The sequence below is a fragment of the Actinoplanes sp. NBRC 103695 genome, assembly GCF_030269485.1.
GTDB lineage: Bacteria > Actinomycetota > Actinomycetes > Mycobacteriales > Micromonosporaceae > Actinoplanes.
The window spans coordinates 334347-353173 of the sequence record NZ_BSTL01000001.1 but is presented as its reverse complement, the minus strand read 5'-3'; the positions used below and the strand labels follow the sequence as shown (position 1 = coordinate 353173).

Below are 18827 nucleotides of genomic sequence, written 5' to 3'. Positions count from 1 at the left end.
GGCCACCACCCGCGACGGCCCCGATCGGGGCATCCGGATCCGCACGGTCAGCCGACACCGCCGCCGGCCCGGACGGCCTTGGCGTACTTGGTGCGCGCGATGGTCGCGTACTCGGTGCCGCAGTCGAGGTCGTCCAGCGCGGCCTTGATCTCCTTGGCCAGCCCGGCCTTGGCAGCGGCCGGGCTCACCGGACTGCCTTTCCCGCCGGCGTCGGCCGTGGCCTGGGCAGCGCCCGCCGGACCGCCGTTCATGGCCTTGTCGCTCCAGGTGGTGAACATCTCCTGCTCGACCCAGCCGGGCTGGGCGCGCTTCACCTCGTAACCCTTGCCTTTCAGGCAGTCGCCGTACTTCTGCGCGGCCTTGACGACGGCCGGGTCGTTGGCGAACTTCGCGTACTCGCGGCGATTCGCGGCCTGCTCGTCCTCCGACGGGCCACTGCCGTAGAACTTGAGCGAGGCTTCTCCGCCACAGCCCGCCTCCGGGTTCTTCGGCGGCTTGCCGCCCTCCTTCACGGCGTCCATGTTCCCGTTCAGGGCCTTGTCGTACGCCTTCTGCTGCGCCGGGTCGAGGGCGTCCCGGATGCCGTTGTTCGGGTTCTTGCTCGGATCGGGCGCCGCCACGGTGACCGCGGGATCGTTCGGGTAGACCAGCCTGCTGTAGCCGCCGAAGCCGTACTTGGCGCGGAAGGCACGGACCTGGTCGGCCGGCTCCAGGACGTACAGCATCCCGGCGTACCGGGAGATCTGCTCGCCGGACTCGAAGCTCAGCGGGTGCGGGACGTACCGGAAGCCCTTCTTCTTCATGCAGTCCGCGATCATGTTCTCCGCCTTGACCTCCGCCGAGTCCGGATCGCCGGCGGGCGTCGCCGGGGTCGCGGCGGCCGGCGCCCCGGCGGGCGGGGTGTCGAAGGCCGTGGCCGGAGGGGCCTCCGTCTTGCCGCACCCGGCGGCCAGCAGGGCCAGGCCCAGCGCCAGTGCCGCCGGGCACGTGGTGGAGCGTCGCATCGGTTCTCCTCGTCGGACGGTCAACGGACGCCCCATTGACGGATCCCGGCGGGTGAAGGTTGCACGGCGCCCGGCAGATCACCGGCCGCGAGGGCCCCTGTGCGACATTGTGGGCGGCCTGGTCGGAGCAGCGGATTGAACAATGACCCGAACGCATCCGTTTGACTGCCTGACGGGTAGGCCGGTCTGGGTCAGCGAGGGGTGACGTGATGAGTTCGTCCGCCGAGGTGTTCGACACGATCGTTCGGGGCGTGCCCCTCCGGGAGCCGTCGATCAAGTTCGGCACCGCGTGCGTGATCGGCGGCAGCGTGGCGGGCCTGCTCGCCGCCCGCGTGCTGAGCGACCACGCACGCCGGGTCGTCATCGTCGAGCGGGACGACCTCGGCCCGGGCCGGGATTCCGGGCCCGGTGCGCCGCACCGCAACCAGGCTCACGGGCTCCTGCGGGGCGGGCAGGTGCAGATCGAGTCGTTGCTGCCGGGCTTCACCGACGAGGCCCGGCGCCGCGGCGCCGTCTGGGCCGAGGTGCACCAGCAGCGCGTGGTCCTCGGCGACCACCGGCAGCGCGACGAGGGCCGGGAACCTGTTCTCAGCGCGACCCGCCCGTTTCTGGAGGAACTGATCCGCGAGCGCGTGCTCCGGCTGCCGGGCGTGACGGTGATCAGAGGCGTGGTGTCCGGGCTGGAGTACCACGACGACGCGGTCGCCGGCGTCCGCTATCGGGCGGACGGGACCGAGTCGAGACTGGACTCGGAGTTCACCGTCGACGCGTCGGGGCGGTCCGGCAAGCTCGCGGAGTGGCTGGAGGCGGGCGGCTACCACCGGCCTCACCTCGAACGGGTCGACCTGCCCGTCACCTATGCGACCGCGCTGTTCCGGCGCGACCGTCCCGCCGACGGTTCGTCGATGCTGGTGGGCGTCAAGCAGCTCAAACCCGGTGATCCCCGGGCCGACGGCGTCTCCGGCGCCCTGGTGCAGGCGGTCGAGGACGATCGGTGGCTGGTCGTCGCGATGTCGTACGGCGAGAGCCGGCCCGCGCGTTCCCTCGAGGCGTTCCGTGCCGCGCTCGGCGGGCTGCACGACCCGTTCCCGGAGGCGCTGGACAGTCCCGTGGCGCAGGAGATCCAGACGTACCGCCTGGCCGGCAACCGGCGCCGTGACTTCGCCGGCACGCGTCTGCCCGCCCGGCTGGCCGCCGTGGGTGACGCGGTCGCCTCGTTCAACCCGATCTACGGGCAGGGCATGACGTCGGCCGCGCTGCACGCCGCCTGCCTGCGCCTGTTCCTCGGCGGAGAGTCCGACCTGTCCCGCCCGGCGGCCGACTTCTTCGCGATGGAGGAGGTCGTGGTGGATGCCGCGTGGCTGATGTCGGCCGGGAACGACGAGGCGCTCCGGGACGCCGCCGCGGGGCGCCCGGTACCGGCCGACGTCCAGGCCCAGCGCGAGGCGATGGCTCTGATCCGGCGCGCGACGCTGGTCGACCCGGTGGTCTCCGCGACGTTCCAGAAGGTCCGGTACCTGCTGGCCCATCCGGCCGCGCTCAGTGATCCGGCGCTGCTGGAACGGGCCGGGGCGCCCCTGCGGTCCTCCTGAGGTCGCCCTTCAGGTGGGAGGCCCTCCACATGGGAGGTGCGACACGATCATCGCCGTCGGCGCGACTCCGGCGGCCACGGTCGACGAGAGGCGCGCCCGGTTCCCGGACATCGACTACCTCACGACCGACGGTTCCTCGGCCGACGCGATCCGCGAGGAGATCACCGACCGGCTCTCCTGACGGCCGGGCCGCGTGGACAGCCAGCATCCGACGGCGACCAGGGCAAAACCCGCGACCATGTGTACGCCGAACGACTCGTTCAGCAGCACCACGCCGAGGAGCACGGCCACCACCGGGTTCGCGTACGTGACCAGCCCGGCCCGGCTCGACCCGGCCAGCGCGATGAGCTCGTAGAAGGCCAGCATCGCCAGCGCCGTGCACAGCAGGCCGAGCGCGATCAGGGCCGCCCAGGACAACGCCCGCACCGGCTCGGCGGGCAACGTCAGCAGGCCGACCGGCGCCAGCAGCACCGCGCTGACCGTGGTGGTGCCGGCCGCGAGCGCCTCCGGGGGCAGACCCGCGGCGCGGCGCTGCACCAGGATCGTGGCGACGGCGTAACTCATCGCCGCGAGCAGCACCATCCCGGCGCCGAGCAGGCCCAGCCGGTCGCCGGAGACGTCCAGCCCGACCAGCAGCGCCACCCCGGCGAAGCCGATGACCAGACCGGCGGCGCGGCCCCGGGTCAGCGGTTCGGTGCGCAGCATGAGCAGGGCGATGGCCGCGGGCTCGATCGCGATGAGCAGGCCGGTGAGCGACGAGGAGATGTGGGTTTCGCCGTACGTGATGAGCAGGAACGGGATCACCACGTGGATGACCGCGATCGCCGCCACGGTGCCGTACCGCCCGCGCAGCGCCGTCAGCGAGCCACGCCGCGCCGCGATCGGCACCAGCACGAGGGCGGCGATGAGGACCCGGCCGGCGACCACGAGACCCGGCGACAGGTCGACGATGGCGACCTTGATGAGCAGGTACGGGATGCCCCACAGCACGGAGACCAGGACGAAGAGGGACCACGCTCGACGATTCACACGGTCAAGGGTTCCGGCGTACGGTGTTAAGCGGTAGTGGGGACTTGCTTGTGTGGTGTTAAGGAGAGCTGATGATCGACGTGCGCCGGCTCCAGGTCCTGGCGGCGGTCGCCCGGCACGGCAGCTTCAACCGGGCCGCCGCCGAGCTCCGGCTCACCCCGTCGGCGGTCTCTCAACAGATCAGTGCGCTCGAGCGTACGGTCGGCGCGACGGTCGTCGAACGCAGCACCCGCGGCGTGGAACTGACCGAGGCGGGGCGGCTGCTCGTCGAGACCGCCGAGGCGGTGACCGCGGAGCTCACCCGTACCGAAAAAGACCTGGACCGGCTCGCCCATGCCCGCACCGACCGGTTGACCGTCGCGACCTTCACCAGCGGCGGTCAGCGGCTGCTGCCCGCCGCGCTGCGCCGCCTCGCCGCGGAACGCCCCGGCGTCGAGTTCACCGTGCTGGAGCAGGAACCCGAGGACAGCCTGCCGCAGGTCCGCAACGGCACCGCCGACCTGGCGCTGGTCTACCACTTCGACGGTCCGCCGCCGGTCCGCCCCGGCGACCGGTCCGGGCTGATCTGGACGCCGCTGATGGACGACCCGATGTTCATCGTGCTGCCGGCCACCCACCCGTACGCGGGCCGCGACACCCTGCGCATCGCCGACCTGGCCGGGGAACGCTGGGTGCACGGCTGCCTGGGGATGGGCGACACGCTCGACCCCTACGCGGCGATGGCCGGCTTCCAGCCCCGCGTCGCGTGCCGTGGCACCGACTACGTCTTCGCCCAGTCCCTGGTCCGCGCCGAGGTCGGCATCAGCATGATCCCGCAGGTGGCGCTGGCCGCCGACCAGGGCGGGCTGGTCGCGGTCCCGCTGACGCCGCCCGGCCCGACCCGCTACGTCGGCGCGGTCACCGCCCGGCGCCGCCGCCCCGACCCGCTCACCGAGGCCCTGCTGCGCTCCCTGCGCGACACGGTCGCCGCACTCCCGGCACCCGTCTAGGCGCGCTCTGGGCCACGCCGCAGCCCTGGCTGATCCACGAGACACGACCTAACGCGCGTCCTGCCCTCCGCAGGCCCCGGTTGAGCGGCGGAGAAGACCTAGGCGCGCATCACCGTCGCGATCGGGATGCCGGCCGCGCGCAACGCCGGAACCGCTCCGCCGAGGATGCCCGCGATCAGGCCGGCGATGATGCCCGCGACGCCCGCGTCCCAGGGGAACTGGACGTCCGCCAGGAACGGCTCGCGGTCGCCGAGGAACATGCTGACCAGGCGCAGTGCGCCGGCGCTCGCTCCGATCGCGGCGGCCGCTGTGAACAGGCCGGTGAGCAGGGTCTCGGTGAGCACGATGCCGGCCAGCAGCAGGCGTGGTGTGCCGACCGCCCGGCGCAGGGCGAACTCCTCCACCCGTTCGCCGACGCTGGCCAGTCCGACGTTGAGGATGCCGGCCACGCCGATGAGCAGCACGAGGCCGGCCATGGCCAGGAACACCAGGCGGATCAGCCGGAGCTCCTTGGCCATCTCCGCGCGGGAGCGGACCGTCTCCACGTACGCCTCGGTGCCGGCCGCCTTCAGCCGCTTCTGCAGCACCTGGGTGGCGGGCGTGGACGCGGTCAGCAGCACCTGCAGGTCGCCGCTCGGGCCGTTCTGGGGGCCGGCCGCGGGTGCCAGCCACCGGTTGACCTCGTCGAGGCGGGCGTACGCGGTGGGGGTGCTGCTCGCGTCGTCGACCACGCCGACGAACTGGGGTGTGACGGTCTGCTGGCCGCCGTTGAGGCGCATCTGGGCGGGCACGTGATATTGCTGGAACGCCTTGGCCGCGGCCTCGTTGAGCACGAGCTTCGGTGCGAGCGAGGGTGTCGTGGACCAGTCGAGCCACCGGCCGTCGCGGGGACGGAACGGGCGGAAGGCGCGTACGTCTCCGGTCAGCGCGCTGAGCCGGACCTCGACCGCCTGGCCGGACGGGTCGCCGCCCGCCTCGGGGCCGGGGCCGCCGCCCCAGTTCTCGCCGATCGGCGCGCCGCCCTCGTTGACCGGGCGGACGCCGGCCTCGCCGATGATCGCCTGCATGCCGATCATCGCGACCGCGTCGTCCCGGCCCTGGATGACGTCGTTGACGATGGCGGTGGTCTTGGGCTCGGCGCCCATGTAGATGATCTTGCTGCCTTCGACGCCCTGCTGCAGTTCGATGTCGGCGAACATGGCCTTCTCGGCGATGCTGGCGCCGGCCTGCACGACGACGACCGCGAGCACGCCGAGGAACAGGCTGACCATGGAGAGCAGGGTGCGCAGCTTGCGGGCGCGGATGCCCTGCACGCCGATGATCAGAGCGGAGCGGCCACGGCCGGAGAGCCGCCTCATGCGGGCACCCGCTCGGTCAGGACCCCGTCGTGCAGGTCGAGGGTACGGCCCATCCGGGCGGCGTGGTCGCGGTCGTGGGTGACCAGCACCAGCCCGCAGCCACGCTCGGTGGCGGACAGCAGCGCCTCGATCACCAGCGTGCCGGTCTCCAGGTCGAGGGCGCCGGTCGGCTCGTCGGCGAGCAGCACCTTGGGTTCGCGGACCAGCGCGCGGGCGATCGCCACGCGCTGCTGCTCGCCGCCGGAGAGCTTGGTCGGCTTGCTCTTGGCCAGCTGCGCGATGCCGACCTGGTCGAGCGCCGCCATGACCCGCCGCTTACGTTCCCGCCGGGGCAGCCAGCCCTGGCCGTTGACCAGGGCCATCGCCACGTTCTGTGCGGCGGTCAGGTGCTTGAGCAGGAAGAACCGCTGGAACACGAAGCCGAATTCGGCGCTGCGCAGCTTCGCGGCCTTGCGCTCGGGGATCCGGCTGATGTCCTGGCCGTGCAGCAGGTAGGTGCCCGCGTCCGGCCGGTCGAAGATGCCGAGGACGCTGAGCAGGGTGCTCTTGCCGGAGCCGGAGCGGCCCACGATCGCCACGCTCTCGCCGGGGTCGACGCGCATCTCGACGCCGTCCAGGATGGTCCGCGGCTGCTTCTGGCCCTTGAGCGTCTTGACGATCCCGGTCAGCTCGATCAGCGCGGTCATCCGGCGGGTCCGGACGGTACGGCGTTCGGGTCGCCACCGGCGGCGGGCGGCGCGTCGGCGATGTCGGGGCCCGGGACGGCGACGGTCTCGGTGCCGTCGAGGCCGGACTTGATCTCGATGTACCGGCCGTCGGTGAGGCCGAGGACGACGTCCACGGTCTTGCGCGTACGGCCGTCGTCGACCAGGTCGACCTTGCCCTTGCCCGAGGTGCCGGCGACCGCCTCGATCGGCAGGACCCACGCCTTGCTGGCCTTGCCGGTGACGACCTCGAGGGTGACCTCGGCGCCGTTGATCAGCTTGACGCTCTTCGGCGCGGTGCAGACCAGGCGCAGGCCGGTCGACTCGGAGCCGCCGGCGGGCTCGGTCTGCTCGCCGGGCGTGGTCTCCTGCTTCTGGGTCTCGCCGGGGCCGGGGGTGGGCTCGGTGGGCGGCGGCGGTTCCGGGATGGTGCCTTCGGGCAGGGCGGCCACGGTGCCCAGGGGCTTGCAGGTGAAGGGTCCGGGTCCGTTCTTGATCTGACCGCGTACGGTCTGCGCGGAGCCGTTGAGCCGGTACGCCTGGGCGCTGTCGATCTCCGCGACGACGCCGTACCCGCCGTGCTTGGCGGAGATGATCGGCATGCCCTCGGTGACCGTGGAGCGGTCCGGCATGAGGCGCCCGGCCAGCTTCGACCCCTTGGGGATCTCGACCTCGGTCCGCTGACCGTCCCGCCACACCGAGGCCACCCAGGTGTCCTCCTTGACCGGCGTGGTGCCCGGCCGCTTGTCGAGGTAGCGCACCTCGCCGCCGTGCGGGGCGACGATCCCGAAGACGGGGTCGATGGCCACCTTCCCGGTCAGGCTGATCTTGTTGACCACGTCCTGCCGGACCGGCTTGACCGTGGTGAGCACGGTGCCGGGGGCTTCCAGCCCGGGCGTATTCACACCCTCGGCGGATGACGTGCACCCGCCGAGAGCGATGAAAGCCGTGAGGGCGATAGCCGCGGGGGCCGCCCGTCCTGTACCCAACTGAGTCTCCTTCACGTCCGGGCGCAGAGGGTACAGAAGGGGGGCAAGCCCGTATTTGCCCGGCTACGCCGGGTTGTTCGCGTGGGTCAGTGTTTCCCACGCGATGAAGAGGTTGTTCGACCCCTGCGGGCGCTTGCGCTCGGTGTACGTCTGGGTGTTGGCCATGCCGATGCCCATCCGGTTGTGCAGCGCGTTGAAGCCGACCTCGGTGACCGGGCCGAGGCCGAGGGTCACCGAGCCGCCGCAGACACCTCCGGGCACGGCGGTGCCGTTCTCGAACCTGGTGTGGAATCCGAGCGCGTGGCGCAGCCTGTCCTGCAGTTCAGGGTAGAGGTCGCCGCCCTGGATACGGGTGGTTTCGGCGATGTGCGAGATGGCCGAGATCCCGTACCCGGTGTGCACGAAGTCGCGACAGGTCTCCTGGGCGTGCCCGTCGGTCCAGGTGGACTGGTTGTGCCAGAAGCCGACGAGTTCGGCGGGGGTGTCGACGCTGCTGGCCGGCGGATATTCGGGCCGGACGCCGTCCGCGGTGACGTAGAGGAAGGCGGGCGCGGCGAGCCGGAACCGGGCGACGGCACGGTCGTAACTGGTCCTGTCCTCGAGGAACACGGCGATGCCGATCGAGGCCTCGGCCAGGGTCAGGTCCCAGTTCCCGGTCCGGGAATCGCCGGCGATGACCACCGGCAGGTAGACGGTGCGCAGCATGGTGGCGAAGCGGGACTGGTTGGGCCAGCTGCTGTAGGTGTACTTGATGATCTCGGCGGCGCGGGGCCACACCGAGCCGGCCCAGCCGGTCTGCAGGTGGGCGTTGCTGTTGGTGTGCTCGCGGATGGTGGCCGACCAGGCGTCCATCAGGGCGATGGACTTACTCGCGTACGCCGCGTTGCCGGTGATGTACCACGCCAGCGCGTCGGTGTAGGCGGCGATGGCGTCCTCGCGCTCGTCCGTACACCCGAGATTGGGGTTGGAGGTGGGACCGCACTCGACCGTCGCGCGCGGGGCGGGCACCCGGGACAGCGAGGCGTAACGGCTGGCCATCATCTGGTTGTAGGCGCCCAGCCACGGCTGCTCGCCGGCCTGGACCTTCGCCTTGACGAAGTCGAGCTGGGGACGGCTCACCAGGACACCGGGGTGGGTGAAGGTTGCTGGCGCGGCTTCGGCTGCCACGTGCACGCCGAAGCTGGCCAGAGCGGCGGCGACCGCGGTCGCCGCCGCCAGGAGTACGCGGCGTCTGCGCATCTGGGGATCTCCTGGGTCAGGGGGAATAACCGGCAACTGACTTTACAGTTCCTGGTATTGGACCCCTGAATTCGATCCCCGTCAATGGCTCAGATCAGTGGCTGAGAACTTCGCGCACCTCCACCGGCTGCTGGATCGCGCGGCCGCCCTGCGCTGGCGCGGCGCTGCACCGCGCGGCGATCTCCAGCGCCCGGTCCACCGAGACCACGTCGACCAGCCGGTACCCGGCCACCCGGCCGTCGGCCGGCGCCGCCGTCGCCTCGGTGCCCACGCCGTCCGAGACGACCACGGTCACGGTCTGGCCGAGGCCCTGCGCGTCGACCAGCTCCCCGGCCGCGCTCAGCTCGGCGTTCAGCGCCACCTGGAAGTCGATGTGCGCGCGGATGTCCGCCGAGTCCCACTCGCCCATCGGCGTGTCACAGCCGCGGCCACCCTCGTAGTTCTGGATCAACAGATACTTCGGCATCGTCTGCTCCCTCATCGGTGTGTCTCTGCCCGGTGGTCGGAGCCGCCGCCTGCTCCTCGACATACCCGAGGAGAATCCGCCCCGGACTTCTTCGGGATCCGTCGAACCGGCACGATGGGTGACGGTCGTCGATGAGCGGGAGGGGAGGACGACGTGTTCGGCCATGCACTGCGGACCGCCCGCCGCAGGTGCGGACTCACCCAGGAGGAGCTCGCCGCCGACAGCGGCGTCAGCGTGCGGAACATCCGCGACCTGGAGACCGGCCGCATCGCACGGCCGCGCCCCGCCACCGTCCGGCGACTCGCCGAGGGCCTCGGCCTGACCGGGGACGACCGCGCCGCCTTCGTCATGACGGCCGGCGACGCCCCGATCCGGCCGCGTCCCCGCCCGGCCCAGTTGCCCGCCGACACCGCCGTCTTCGTCGGCCGCGGCGGCGAGCTCGCCCAGCTGGACATCTCCGGCACCGGCTCGCCGCTGCCGGTCGTGTGGGCCGTGAGCGGACCGGCCGGCGTGGGCAAGACCTGCTTCGCGGTCCACTGGGCCCACCGCGCCGCCGACCGCTTCCCGGACGGCCAGCTCTACGTCAACATGCGCGGGTACGGGCCCGGCGAGGTGGTGCCGCCGGCCGAGGCGGTACGCCTGTTCCTGGACGCGCTCGGCGTCGCGCCCAACGCGGTACCCGCCGAGCCCGAGGCGCAGCTCAATCTGTTCCGCAGTGTGCTGGCCGGCCGCCGGATCCTGATCCTGCTGGACAACGCCCGCGACGCCGCCCAGGTCCGCCCGCTGCTGCCCGGCACGGCCGGCTGCGTGGTCGTGGTGACCAGCCGCAACCCGCTGCACGGGCTGGTCGCCACCGACGGCGCCCGGCCGATCCGGCTGGAGATGCTCAGCGCCGGCGACGCGGCCGGGCTGCTCACCCGCCGGGTCGGCGCGGACCGCCTGGACGGGCAGGCCGACGCCGTCCGGGCCATCGTCGACCGCTGCCAGCGGCTGCCGCTCGCCCTGGCCGTGGTGGCCGGGCGGCTGGTGTCCGAGCCGATGCTCACCGCCAGCCGGGTGGCCGGCGACCTGGCCGCCGGGATGTCCGCCTTCGCCAGCGACGACGAGCACACCGACCTGCGCAGCGTGTTCTCCTGGTCGTACCGGATCCTCTCCCCCGACGCCGCCCGGCTCTTCCGGCTGCTCAGCCTCAACCCCGGGCCGGACTCGCCGGTCATGGTGGCCGAGGCGCTGGCCGGTGGACCGGCGGCCGACCTGGTGGCCGAGCTGATCCGGACCCAGCTGCTCACCGAACGGGCGCCCGGGCGGTACACGATGCACGACCTGCTCCGGTCGTACGCGAGCGAACAATGCCTGAGCACCGACGACCCGGCGGCGATCCGCGCCGCCCGGGCCCGCCTCCTCGACGCGCACCTGCGGTGGGCCTCCGCGGCCGCGCGGGTCCTCGAACCGTTCCGCGAGCCGGTCGACGAGCCGCCACCGGACCTGTTCGCCGACGACGAGACGGCCACCGCCTGGCTGGCCGCCGAGCGCGCCAACCTGCTCGCCCTGGTCACCATGGCCGCCGAGGAGGGCTTCCCGGACCGGGCCTGGCGGCTCGCCTGGCAGCTGACCACGTTCATGCAGCGCCGCGGCCACTGGTACGACCTGCTGCACGCCCACGAGACCGCCCTGGACGCGGCGCGGCGGGCCGGTGACACGCGCGGCGAGCATCACGCCCACCGGGGGCTGTCCCGGGCGCTGTTCCGGCTGGAACGTTTCGAGGATGCCCGCGGCCACCTGGTCGTCGCGCTCGACCAGGCGACCGGCCTCGGCGACGTGCTCGGGATGGCGCGTTCCCGGCACGGCCTCGGGTACGCGGCCCAGCAGCAGGGCCGGCAGGCCGAGGCGTTCGCGCAGCTGTCCGAGGCGCGCACGCTCTTCGAGGGCGTCGGCAACGTGGAGGGCGTGGCGAACGCGCTGACCAGCATGGCCTGGTGCCACACGCTGCTCGGGCAGGCGGCGGAGGCCCGGGAGAGCGCGCGGCGGGCGGTCGAGCTGTTCATCACGGTCAGCAACCGGCACGGGCAGGCGGTCGCGCTGGACACGCTCGGCCGTGCCTACGCCGGGCTGGGCGACCATCGGCGGGCGGTGGAGCATCACGACGAGGCGCGGCAGGTCTTCCGCGACCTCGGCGACCGCTACTCGGAGGCCGAGGCGCTGCGGCATCTGGCGGAGGCGCACGAGGCGGCCGGCGACCCGTCCGCGGCACGCTCGGCGCGACGACGGTCGGAGTCGATCCTGGCCCGCGTCGACAAGCCGGTCCTGTAGACAGATAGATCGCCGACGGTCTCATCATCGGGGATGATCGCCGGCGGTATCGCATTGGTGTGATCGCGGGCGGTCTCGCCTTCGGGGGTGATCGCCGACGGTATCGCCTTCGGGGTGATCGCCGGCGATGGAGCCGGAGCAGGTCTTGCGCCCGCCACCCGGCCGCCCGTCCACCGCCGGCGAGATCGTGAGCGGCGGCCCTGGAGGCCAAGGCCGCCGCTGTCGACGCCGGGATCGGCCCCGTACCCGCTCGCTGGCGGTCCATCCCGGCGTGAGGTCCACTCTGGTGCACGACCCGTGCGCGGAACAGGCGACCGACCGGCGATTGACCGGCGATTGCACGCCCTAGAGTGGCGGGCATGTCGCCGGTGGAGGACGCCCGCGCGCTCGTCTCGGAGCGCTTTCCCGACGCCGCGTGGGCGATCCTGGCCGGCAGCGTGCTGACGTGGTTGTCGCGGACGGTCAGGCCGACGACCACCGGGTGACGGCCCGGGTCCGGACGACGCTCCGGCCGGAGGCCTCGACGCGGTACCGCTCGACGAAGGTGCGCCTGGTCTGCCAGCCGCGTACCTGCACCGGCTTGCCGGCCTTCCGCACGGTGAACGTGCGCAGGTGCCACCACCGGCCGACGTCGCCGGCCGACCGGAGGTACTTTCTGGTCGCCCGGAACGGGTTGTCCGCCATCGGCCACGCCGGCTCGCCGCGGCGGAGCACCGGCTGGAGCGCGCGGTACCAGTTCCAGGCCATCTTCGAGTAGCCGAACTCGTTGGGGTGCAGCATGTCGAGCAGATCGGTGCCGTCCACGCCGGTCTGGTCGACCAGGCGAACGCGCGCGCCGCGACTCGCGACGACCGCCGGGACCGAGGCGTTGTAGGCGTCGATCCGTTGCTGGTAGACGCCTCCGACCCGGGTGTCCTTCGCCCCGACGATCTTGGCCACCAGGATCCGCACGTCGGGCGACGCGATCAGCAGCTGATCGATCAGCGCGCCCAGCCGGACGGGCGCGCCGGCCGCCTTCTCGTCGCTGCGCATGTCGTTGGTGCCGATGTGCAGCAGCACCACGTCCGGCTGGTAGGCAGCGATCCAGCCGGGGGCCCGCTCCGCGATCTGGTCGATCCGCCAGCCGGAGTGGCCCTCGTTGTCCTGGTCGGCGCCGCGCGGCCCGGAGGCGTGGGAACCGACGAGGTCGACGGCGATACCCGCGGACGCGAGCCGGCGCGCGAGCTCGACCCGGTACGACCCGAGCCGCTCCGAGCCCAGCCCATAGGTGATCGAGTCACCCAGCGGCAGGATCCGCACCGGCGTCCGCACGTCAGCGACGGCCGGAACCGTGGCGGCCGAAACCGTGGCGGCAGGGATCGTGGCGGCCGAAACCGTGGCGGCAGGGATCGTGGCGGCCGCGGCGGGCTGCTCCCCCGGCAGGACCGAGGTGCATCCGCCGGCGGCGGCGGTCACCGAGGCAGCGGTCAGGGCTGCCAGGACGACGCGAAGAGTCCGTGAAGTCACGAAAATCGAAATCGTCCGTGCCGGAAGCCGGGCGAGTACAACGCCGGTGCAGGGCGGTATCGCGCCGGTGCGGGCTGGGCCGAGCGTCAAACCCAGCCAGGGCCGCGGCGTGGCCGGGTTTGACCCTGCCTCGGCGAAACGGCCGCGCGACCGCATCGGGATCGCGACAATCACCGGTATGACCCGGTTCATCCCGGCTTTCGCCGTGCGGCTCGACCACCTCGTGCCCGCCTGCGCCGTGATCATCGTGCTGGTCGTGGCGGCCGGGACGGGCGAGGCCGATCCGGGGCAGGTGGACGGGACCACAGCCCGGTGGGCCGCGCTGGGTTTGCTCGCGGCGCCGGCGGTGATGATCTACATCCATCGGGGCGCGGCGGCGATCGCCGCGGCGGTCTGCGCGGCCGGATGGGTGATGCTGGCGCCCGGATACGGCTGGAGCGAGCTCCTGACCTTCGCGTACGCCCTGGTCACCGCCATCGTGGCCCGCCGGGCCGCCGCCGGTGTCGTCCCGGTGCCGCTGCCCCCGCTGACCCTGCCGAGCCGCTCCTCCACGGCGGCCTTCGCCGACGCGCCCCGCGAGGCCCTCGCCGACGTACCGCTGCCCGGCATCACCCTGACCACCACCGGCCCGCCCGCCGGAAGCGCATCCCCGGCGAGCGGCCGGCTCGCCGGGAACGCATCCCCGGCGAGCGACCGGCCTGCCGGCGACGAGCCGCAGGACAGCGCCGGGCGGCGGCCCGGCGCCGGCCGCCTGGCCCAGCCGCCGGCCCCCGACACCTGGCCGGTCATCGCGCGGGCGGCCGGCGCGACCGGCGTCGTGGCCCTGGCCGCCGCGGTCGCGCTGATCGTCCGGTGGGGTGTCTCCGACGACCCCGCCTGGGCCGCCGCGGCGCTGGTCGCGGCCGGCGCGGGCGCCGCGGCGATCGCCCGCGCGCGGGGCCGCCGGCGGGCGCTGCGGCGGCTGTTCGGGTCGATCCAGCCGGTCCGCCACGCCCGGGTGGTCGACCAGCTCGGCTACCTGCACGTCCTGGTACCCGCCGCGGACGGGCGCAGCGCCGTCGAGTTCGGCGTCGACACCGCGGACGACTGGTCCACCGACGACGAGGCGGGCGACCCGCAGACCCGGCCGGCGCTGCTCTACGGCAGCCCGGCCACCGGCGAGTGGTGCGCGATCGTGGTCGACGGCCGCCTGCACGTCCCGACCGAGCCGGTCGGCACGGTCACGGTCGTGCCGTACGACGCCGACCACGGCCTGCCCCGGGAGATCTCCGACGACGAGGAACAACTGGTCGACCCGGACGAGCTGCGCCCGGACGACCACCTGGCGCCGCCCGAAGCGGTCCACGAGCACCGCGTCTCCCCCGCGCGCGGCTGGTGCACGGTCGCCACGATCGGGCTGGGCTCCGCGTTCGGGGCGGCGGAGGCCATGCACGTGGCCGGTTACGCGGGTGACTGGCCGTCGGTGGCCGTGGTGGCGGCGGCGTCGGCCGCGGCGGTCGAGTTCGCCTGGCGGTCGCAGATCCGTCAGCGGCTGCTCTGGAACCTCGGCGGCGTCACGTCGATCGGCTTCCGGGGCGCCGTCACCGAGCCGTGGACGGTGGACACCGCCGCGGTCCACGACGACGAAGGTGCGGTCACCCTCGCGGTCGGCGAATCGGTGGTGACGGTGCCGGTTCCGCCGCCGTGGCCGCGCAGCTCGTCGCAGCGCACCCGGGACCAGCTCGTGGCCGCCCTGCGCGACGCCCGCTGGCAGGCCTTCGCGACCCCGGACCTCCCCGCGCCCCCACCGGCCGTCATCCCGCGCCGCCCGCTCCTGCTCGCCGCCGCGTGGACCGTCGCGGTCGCCGCGGCCGTGGCCCTGTTCGCCGGCTGAGTCCTGTCTGGTGGATCACCCAAGTGCGAGGCGGAGCTCAGGTCGCGGGCGGAGCTCAGGTCGCGGGCGGTGCTCGCGGGCGGAGCTCAGGTCGCGGGCGGTGCTCGCGAGTCGCGGGCGGAATGACTGCCGACGTCCGGCCACTGCCCCACTAACGCTGTGCTGCCGTGTTGTCCCGATCATCGGATCCGGCGAGGGGGAATGTCACGCCGGTGAGGTCTTCGGAGACGGCCCACAGCCGCCGCTGGACGGCCACCTCGTACGACTCCGGGCTGGAGGTGACCAGCCGGGGGTGACCCTTGACCTCGTTGCGTCCGCCGGGACCGTAGTACTGGCCGCCGAGCGCGGCGGGGTCGGTGGCGGCGCGCAGGGTGGGCAGCGCGCCCATCGCCGGCGTCTGGGTGATCAGCGGCGCGAACAGGGTGATCGGAAGCCGGAGGGCCGCGGGGGTGTTGCGGGCGAGCTCGGTGCTGGACAAGCCGGGGTGCGCGGCCACCGCGACGGTGGTCCCGTGCGGGGCGAGCCGGCGCTGCAGCTCGTAGGTGAACATCAGGTTGGCCAGCTTGGACTGGCCGTAGGCGCCGATCCGGCTGTACGACCGCTGCCACTGCAGGTCGTCGAAGTGGATCGCGGCGCGGATGCGGTGGCCGGTGCTGCTGACCGTCACCACGCGCGAGCCGGGCACCGGCAGCATCAGGTCCAGCAGCAGCCCGGTGAGCCCGAAGTGGCCCAGGTGGTTGGTGCCGAAGTGCATCTCGAAGCCGTCGCGGGTGGTCTGCCTCGGGGTGTACATCACGCCGGCGTTGTTGATCAGCAGGTCGATCCGCCTCAGCCGGGACCGCAGCGCCGCCGCCGCGGCCCGGACGGAGTCGAGCGAGGTCAGGTCCAGCGCCTGCACGGTCACGTCGCCGGTCATACGGGCCGCGGCCTGCTCACCCTTCTCGACGTTGCGTACGGCGAGCACCACGGACGCGCCGCGCTCGGCGAGCGCCTTGGCGGTCTCGTACCCCAGTCCGGTGTTGGCTCCGGTCACCACGGCCACCCGCCCGCGCTGATCCGGAATGTTCGTCGTCGTCCACTTCTCGCTCATCGTCAGGCTCCCAGCCAGATAACGTACCGAAGGTATCTTGTTCCGACGACGCTAAGGTACTCCCGGTACGTTGTCAACGTACCGGAGGTACCTAAGTTAGGCTGGTGATCGTGACTTTCCAGCGGGCGCGAACCGAAGAGCAGCGGGAGACCCGCCGGCGGGCGATCCTCGACGTAGCGTCGGCGATGCTGGACGAGATGCCGGTGGCCGCGGTCACCCTCAACGAGCTCAGCCGCCGGGTCGGCCTGGCGAAGCCGAACGTGCTGCGCTACTTCGAGTCCCGCGAGGCGGTACTGCTGGAACTGCTGGACCGCTTCCTTCAGGAGTGGCTCACGGACCTGGCCGGCGAACTGACCGCCGTCGACGAGAAGCCGCCCATGGCCGAGCGGGCGGCAGAGGTCGCCGAGATCCTCAGCCGTTCCCTCTCCACCCGGGTGGTGCTGTGCGACCTCTTCGGCGCACAGGGCAGCGTCCTGGAACACAACGTCTCCGTCGAGGTCGTCGCCCGCTACAAGCGCGCCTCCCTGGAACGCCTGACAACCATGACCGAGCTGATCCGGAAATACCTGCCGGAACTGGGCGAGGACGCCACGTTGTTCAGCCTGCAGACCCTGGTCATGGCCGGCGCGCTGTCGGCGTACAGCACACCCCCGCCCAGCCTGCGGGCGGCCTACCAGGCCGAACCCGAGCTGGCCCGTTTCCACCTGGAGCTCGGCGACTCCCTGAAACTGGCATTGACCGCAACCCTGCTGGGCGTGCTACCCCGCCGCTGACACGGGCTGGACGATCTCGTTGTCACGGTCATGGGAGGGGGTCCAGGACGCGGGACCGTGCTCCGGGCGTACCCGGAAGATCCTCGTTCCTGGGGCCTGCCGACCGCACGGCACCGATGCTCGCGGCGACCACCAGGACGATCGCCCCCGCCTCGGACCAGGACAGCGCCTGGCCGAGGATCGCCCAGCCCGCACACGCGGCGATCGCCGGACCCAGGCTCATCAGCACCGCGAACGTCGCCGTCGGCAGCCGGCGCAGAGCGACGAGCTCCAGCGAGTACGGCAGCACCGACGACAGCACCGCCACCGCGCTGCCGAGCAGGAGCACCCGCGGCTCCAGCAGGCCAGGACCGGCGCCCGCGATGCCCAGCGGCAGCGACAGCAGCGCCGCCACGCCCATCGCCAGGGCGAGGCCGTCCGCCTTCGGGAAGCGGGCGCCGGCCCGGGACGACAGCACGATGTACGACGCCCAGAACACGCCCGCCGCCAGCGCCAGCACCACGCCGACCGGATCCAGCCGGTCGAAGCCGCCATGGCCCAGCAGCAGCACCCCGGCGAGCGCCAGCCCCGCCCACAGCCAGGCCGACCGGCGGCGTGCCGCCACCACCGACAGGGTCAGCGGGCCGAGCACCTCGACGGTCACCGCGGGGCCGAGCGGGATGCGTTCGATCGCCTCGTAGAAGACCGTGTTCATCCCGGCGAGGGCCAGCCCGAACGCGCCGATCACCGCCCAGTCCCGGCCGCTGCGTCCCCGCAGTGCGGGACGGCACCACGCCAGCAGCAGAACCGCGCCGACGGTCAGGCGGATCGCGACCACGGACCAGATCCCCGCGTACGGGAAGAGGGTCGCCGCCACCGCGGCGCCGGAATGAACCGACAGGACGCTCGCCAGGACCAGCCCCACACCCACCGTCCGAGGCTTCACGAATCCGTACGCTACGGCGGCGCGCCGGACCGCCCCAACCCGAGACGGTATTTGGTTGCGCAGGTCACGACGTTGCAGTCCCGGCTCCCACGACGGCTCAGGAGGCTCGGGCCACCGCCGCCGGGACGCTGGGATCGAAGAGCAGGGTCAGGTGGTTGGCGTCGGCGCGTTCGATGGTGAGGCGCTGGAGCTGGGCCTGGCCCGCCTCGAGGGCGGCGTCCGACAGGAACGGGGCCGCCTCGTCGTGGGCGCCCCGCGACGCCGCGATCAGGTGGACCGGCTGGGTCGTACGGGCCAGCGCGCCCAGCGTCGCCGGGCCGGCCAGGGTGTCGGCGGCATCGTCGATCAGGCGCTCGCGGTCGAGGCGCGGGCGCTGCGCGCCGGGCGGGCCGGCCAGCATGTAGGCGCCCCACGCCAGCATCACCTGGTGCAGGTCGGGGCGGTTGTCGGTGGCCTTGCCCTCGGCCGTCGCCACGTACTTCTCCACGGTGGGCCACTTGCGGTCGAGGCGGCGGGTGGCCACGCCGAAGAGCAGGCGGACGATCGGGCGGCGGAGCATCAGGGTGCGGGCGGGGGCGACGCCGCCGTCCAGCATGATCACGCTGCGGGCGCGGTCGCCGAGCTTCGCGGCCACCAGCGGGGCCAGGAACGCGCCCATCGAGTGGCCGACCACGATGATGTCGTGAAGCTGGAGCTCGTCGGCCAGCCGGAGCACCGCCTGGGCGTGACCGGCCAGCCCGGGCCCGATCGGAACCGACGCGGAACCGGCGCGTCCGGGCAGGTCGGGAGCGACGACCCGCATGTGCGGCAGCGCGCCGGCCATGGCGCTCCACACCTCGGACGTGCTGGTCAGACCGTGCAGAGCGAGCACCACGGGCGACCCGGTCGCCGGGCCCCAGTCCGCCATCGCGAGGCCGGCGACCATCCGCCGCTCGTTCATCCCAACCCCCATTGCCCCTCACCCTCCGGCACTGAACACC

17 protein-coding genes are annotated in these 18827 nt (G+C 72.9%); 6 read left to right on the top strand and 11 right to left on the bottom strand.

Annotated features, from left to right (window positions below; genetic code table 11):
- Window positions 1-47: 47 nt before the first annotated feature.
- A complete protein-coding gene (locus QSK31_RS01500; RefSeq protein ID WP_285680204.1) occupies window positions 48-1004 on the bottom strand; it encodes a hypothetical protein in 957 nt (318 codons plus the stop codon).
- A 209-nt stretch (window positions 1005-1213) separates the two neighbouring features.
- Here QSK31_RS01500 and QSK31_RS01495 point away from each other — a divergent pair, with 209 nt between their 5' ends.
- Window positions 1214-2596: an FAD-dependent oxidoreductase gene (locus tag QSK31_RS01495; protein ID WP_285680202.1), complete on the top strand. Its 1383-nt coding sequence runs from the start codon at window positions 1214-1216 to the stop codon at window positions 2594-2596.
- Window positions 2597-2710: 114 nt separating this feature from the next.
- On the opposite strand, the gene QSK31_RS01490 is transcribed toward QSK31_RS01495, so the two are convergent.
- Complete coding sequence (locus tag QSK31_RS01490; RefSeq protein ID WP_285680200.1) at window positions 2711-3625, bottom strand: DMT family transporter; 915 nt, start codon at window positions 3623-3625, stop codon at window positions 2711-2713.
- Between the two features lie 71 nt (window positions 3626-3696).
- Here QSK31_RS01490 and QSK31_RS01485 point away from each other — a divergent pair, with 71 nt between their 5' ends.
- A complete protein-coding gene (locus tag QSK31_RS01485; protein WP_285680199.1) occupies window positions 3697-4614 on the top strand; it encodes a LysR family transcriptional regulator in 918 nt (305 codons plus the stop codon).
- A gap of 98 nt (window positions 4615-4712) precedes the next feature.
- On the opposite strand, the gene QSK31_RS01480 is transcribed toward QSK31_RS01485, so the two are convergent.
- The 5 genes from QSK31_RS01480 to QSK31_RS01460 all read right to left on the bottom strand — a co-directional run bounded on the left by QSK31_RS01480 (window position 4713) and on the right by QSK31_RS01460 (window position 9370).
- Window positions 4713-5972 (bottom strand): ABC transporter permease, encoded by a 1260-nt coding sequence (locus QSK31_RS01480; RefSeq protein ID WP_285680198.1) that lies wholly within the window; start codon window positions 5970-5972, stop codon window positions 4713-4715.
- Window positions 5969-6658: an ABC transporter ATP-binding protein gene (locus QSK31_RS01475; protein WP_285680195.1), complete on the bottom strand. Its 690-nt coding sequence runs from the start codon at window positions 6656-6658 to the stop codon at window positions 5969-5971. Before QSK31_RS01475 ends, QSK31_RS01480 begins: the two co-directional genes overlap by 4 nt.
- Entirely contained in the window at window positions 6655-7665 is a 1011-nt protein-coding gene (locus QSK31_RS01470; RefSeq protein ID WP_285680194.1) for an efflux RND transporter periplasmic adaptor subunit, read from the bottom strand. Before QSK31_RS01470 ends, QSK31_RS01475 begins: the two co-directional genes overlap by 4 nt.
- A gap of 63 nt (window positions 7666-7728) precedes the next feature.
- A complete protein-coding gene (locus tag QSK31_RS01465; protein WP_285680192.1) occupies window positions 7729-8904 on the bottom strand; it encodes an alginate lyase family protein in 1176 nt (391 codons plus the stop codon).
- Between the two features lie 94 nt (window positions 8905-8998).
- Window positions 8999-9370, bottom strand: a complete 372-nt coding sequence (locus QSK31_RS01460; RefSeq protein WP_285680190.1) for a YciI family protein — start codon at window positions 9368-9370, stop codon at window positions 8999-9001.
- Between the two features lie 153 nt (window positions 9371-9523).
- Between QSK31_RS01460 and QSK31_RS01455 the strand changes: the two genes are divergently transcribed.
- Together QSK31_RS01455 and QSK31_RS01450 are read left to right on the top strand one after the other, a co-directional pair.
- A complete protein-coding gene (locus tag QSK31_RS01455) occupies window positions 9524-11680 on the top strand; it encodes an ATP-binding protein (RefSeq protein WP_285680188.1) in 2157 nt (718 codons plus the stop codon).
- 359 nt (window positions 11681-12039) lie between these two features.
- The gene (locus QSK31_RS01450; protein ID WP_285680187.1) at window positions 12040-12165 is read left to right on the top strand and encodes a hypothetical protein; all 126 of its coding nucleotides are present in this window, start codon (window positions 12040-12042) and stop codon (window positions 12163-12165) included.
- On the opposite strand, the gene QSK31_RS01445 is transcribed toward QSK31_RS01450, so the two are convergent.
- Window positions 12143-13186, bottom strand: coding sequence for an SGNH/GDSL hydrolase family protein (locus QSK31_RS01445; protein ID WP_285680186.1), 1044 nt, complete (start codon window positions 13184-13186; stop codon window positions 12143-12145). The genes QSK31_RS01450 and QSK31_RS01445 overlap by 23 nt on opposite strands.
- A gap of 178 nt (window positions 13187-13364) precedes the next feature.
- On the opposite strand from QSK31_RS01445, the gene QSK31_RS01440 reads away from it, so the two are divergent.
- A complete protein-coding gene (locus QSK31_RS01440; RefSeq protein ID WP_285680184.1) occupies window positions 13365-15059 on the top strand; it encodes a hypothetical protein in 1695 nt (564 codons plus the stop codon).
- A 151-nt stretch (window positions 15060-15210) separates the two neighbouring features.
- Here the strand turns inward: QSK31_RS01440 and QSK31_RS01435 are convergent, their stop codons facing one another.
- The gene (locus QSK31_RS01435; RefSeq protein WP_285680182.1) at window positions 15211-16149 is read right to left on the bottom strand and encodes an SDR family NAD(P)-dependent oxidoreductase; all 939 of its coding nucleotides are present in this window, start codon (window positions 16147-16149) and stop codon (window positions 15211-15213) included.
- A gap of 110 nt (window positions 16150-16259) precedes the next feature.
- On the opposite strand from QSK31_RS01435, the gene QSK31_RS01430 reads away from it, so the two are divergent.
- Window positions 16260-16922: a TetR/AcrR family transcriptional regulator gene (locus tag QSK31_RS01430; protein WP_285680181.1), complete on the top strand. Its 663-nt coding sequence runs from the start codon at window positions 16260-16262 to the stop codon at window positions 16920-16922.
- A gap of 28 nt (window positions 16923-16950) precedes the next feature.
- Here QSK31_RS01430 and QSK31_RS01425 read toward each other — a convergent pair whose 3' ends face one another.
- Complete coding sequence (locus QSK31_RS01425) at window positions 16951-17847, bottom strand: EamA family transporter (RefSeq protein ID WP_285680178.1); 897 nt, start codon at window positions 17845-17847, stop codon at window positions 16951-16953.
- Window positions 17848-17944: 97 nt separating this feature from the next.
- Entirely contained in the window at window positions 17945-18787 is an 843-nt protein-coding gene (locus tag QSK31_RS01420; protein WP_285680176.1) for an alpha/beta fold hydrolase, read from the bottom strand.
- Between the last annotated feature and the right edge of the window lie 40 nt (window positions 18788-18827).

Coding starts and splice junctions, on each gene's coding strand:
- QSK31_RS01440 (WP_285680184.1), top strand. CDS start 13,365: ATGACCCGGTTCATCCCGGCTTTCGCCGTGCGGCTCGACCACCTCGTG.
- QSK31_RS01495 (WP_285680202.1), top strand. CDS start 1,214: ATGAGTTCGTCCGCCGAGGTGTTCGACACGATCGTTCGGGGCGTGCCC.
- QSK31_RS01465 (WP_285680192.1), bottom strand. CDS start 8,904: ATGCGCAGACGCCGCGTACTCCTGGCGGCGGCGACCGCGGTCGCCGCC.
- QSK31_RS01500 (WP_285680204.1), bottom strand. CDS start 1,004: ATGCGACGCTCCACCACGTGCCCGGCGGCACTGGCGCTGGGCCTGGCC.
- QSK31_RS01435 (WP_285680182.1), bottom strand. CDS start 16,149: ATGAGCGAGAAGTGGACGACGACGAACATTCCGGATCAGCGCGGGCGG.
- QSK31_RS01475 (WP_285680195.1), bottom strand. CDS start 6,658: ATGACCGCGCTGATCGAGCTGACCGGGATCGTCAAGACGCTCAAGGGC.
- QSK31_RS01485 (WP_285680199.1), top strand. CDS start 3,697: ATGATCGACGTGCGCCGGCTCCAGGTCCTGGCGGCGGTCGCCCGGCAC.
- QSK31_RS01420 (WP_285680176.1), bottom strand. CDS start 18,787: ATGAACGAGCGGCGGATGGTCGCCGGCCTCGCGATGGCGGACTGGGGC.
- QSK31_RS01460 (WP_285680190.1), bottom strand. CDS start 9,370: ATGCCGAAGTATCTGTTGATCCAGAACTACGAGGGTGGCCGCGGCTGT.
- QSK31_RS01480 (WP_285680198.1), bottom strand. CDS start 5,972: ATGAGGCGGCTCTCCGGCCGTGGCCGCTCCGCTCTGATCATCGGCGTG.
- QSK31_RS01450 (WP_285680187.1), top strand. CDS start 12,040: ATGTCGCCGGTGGAGGACGCCCGCGCGCTCGTCTCGGAGCGCTTTCCC.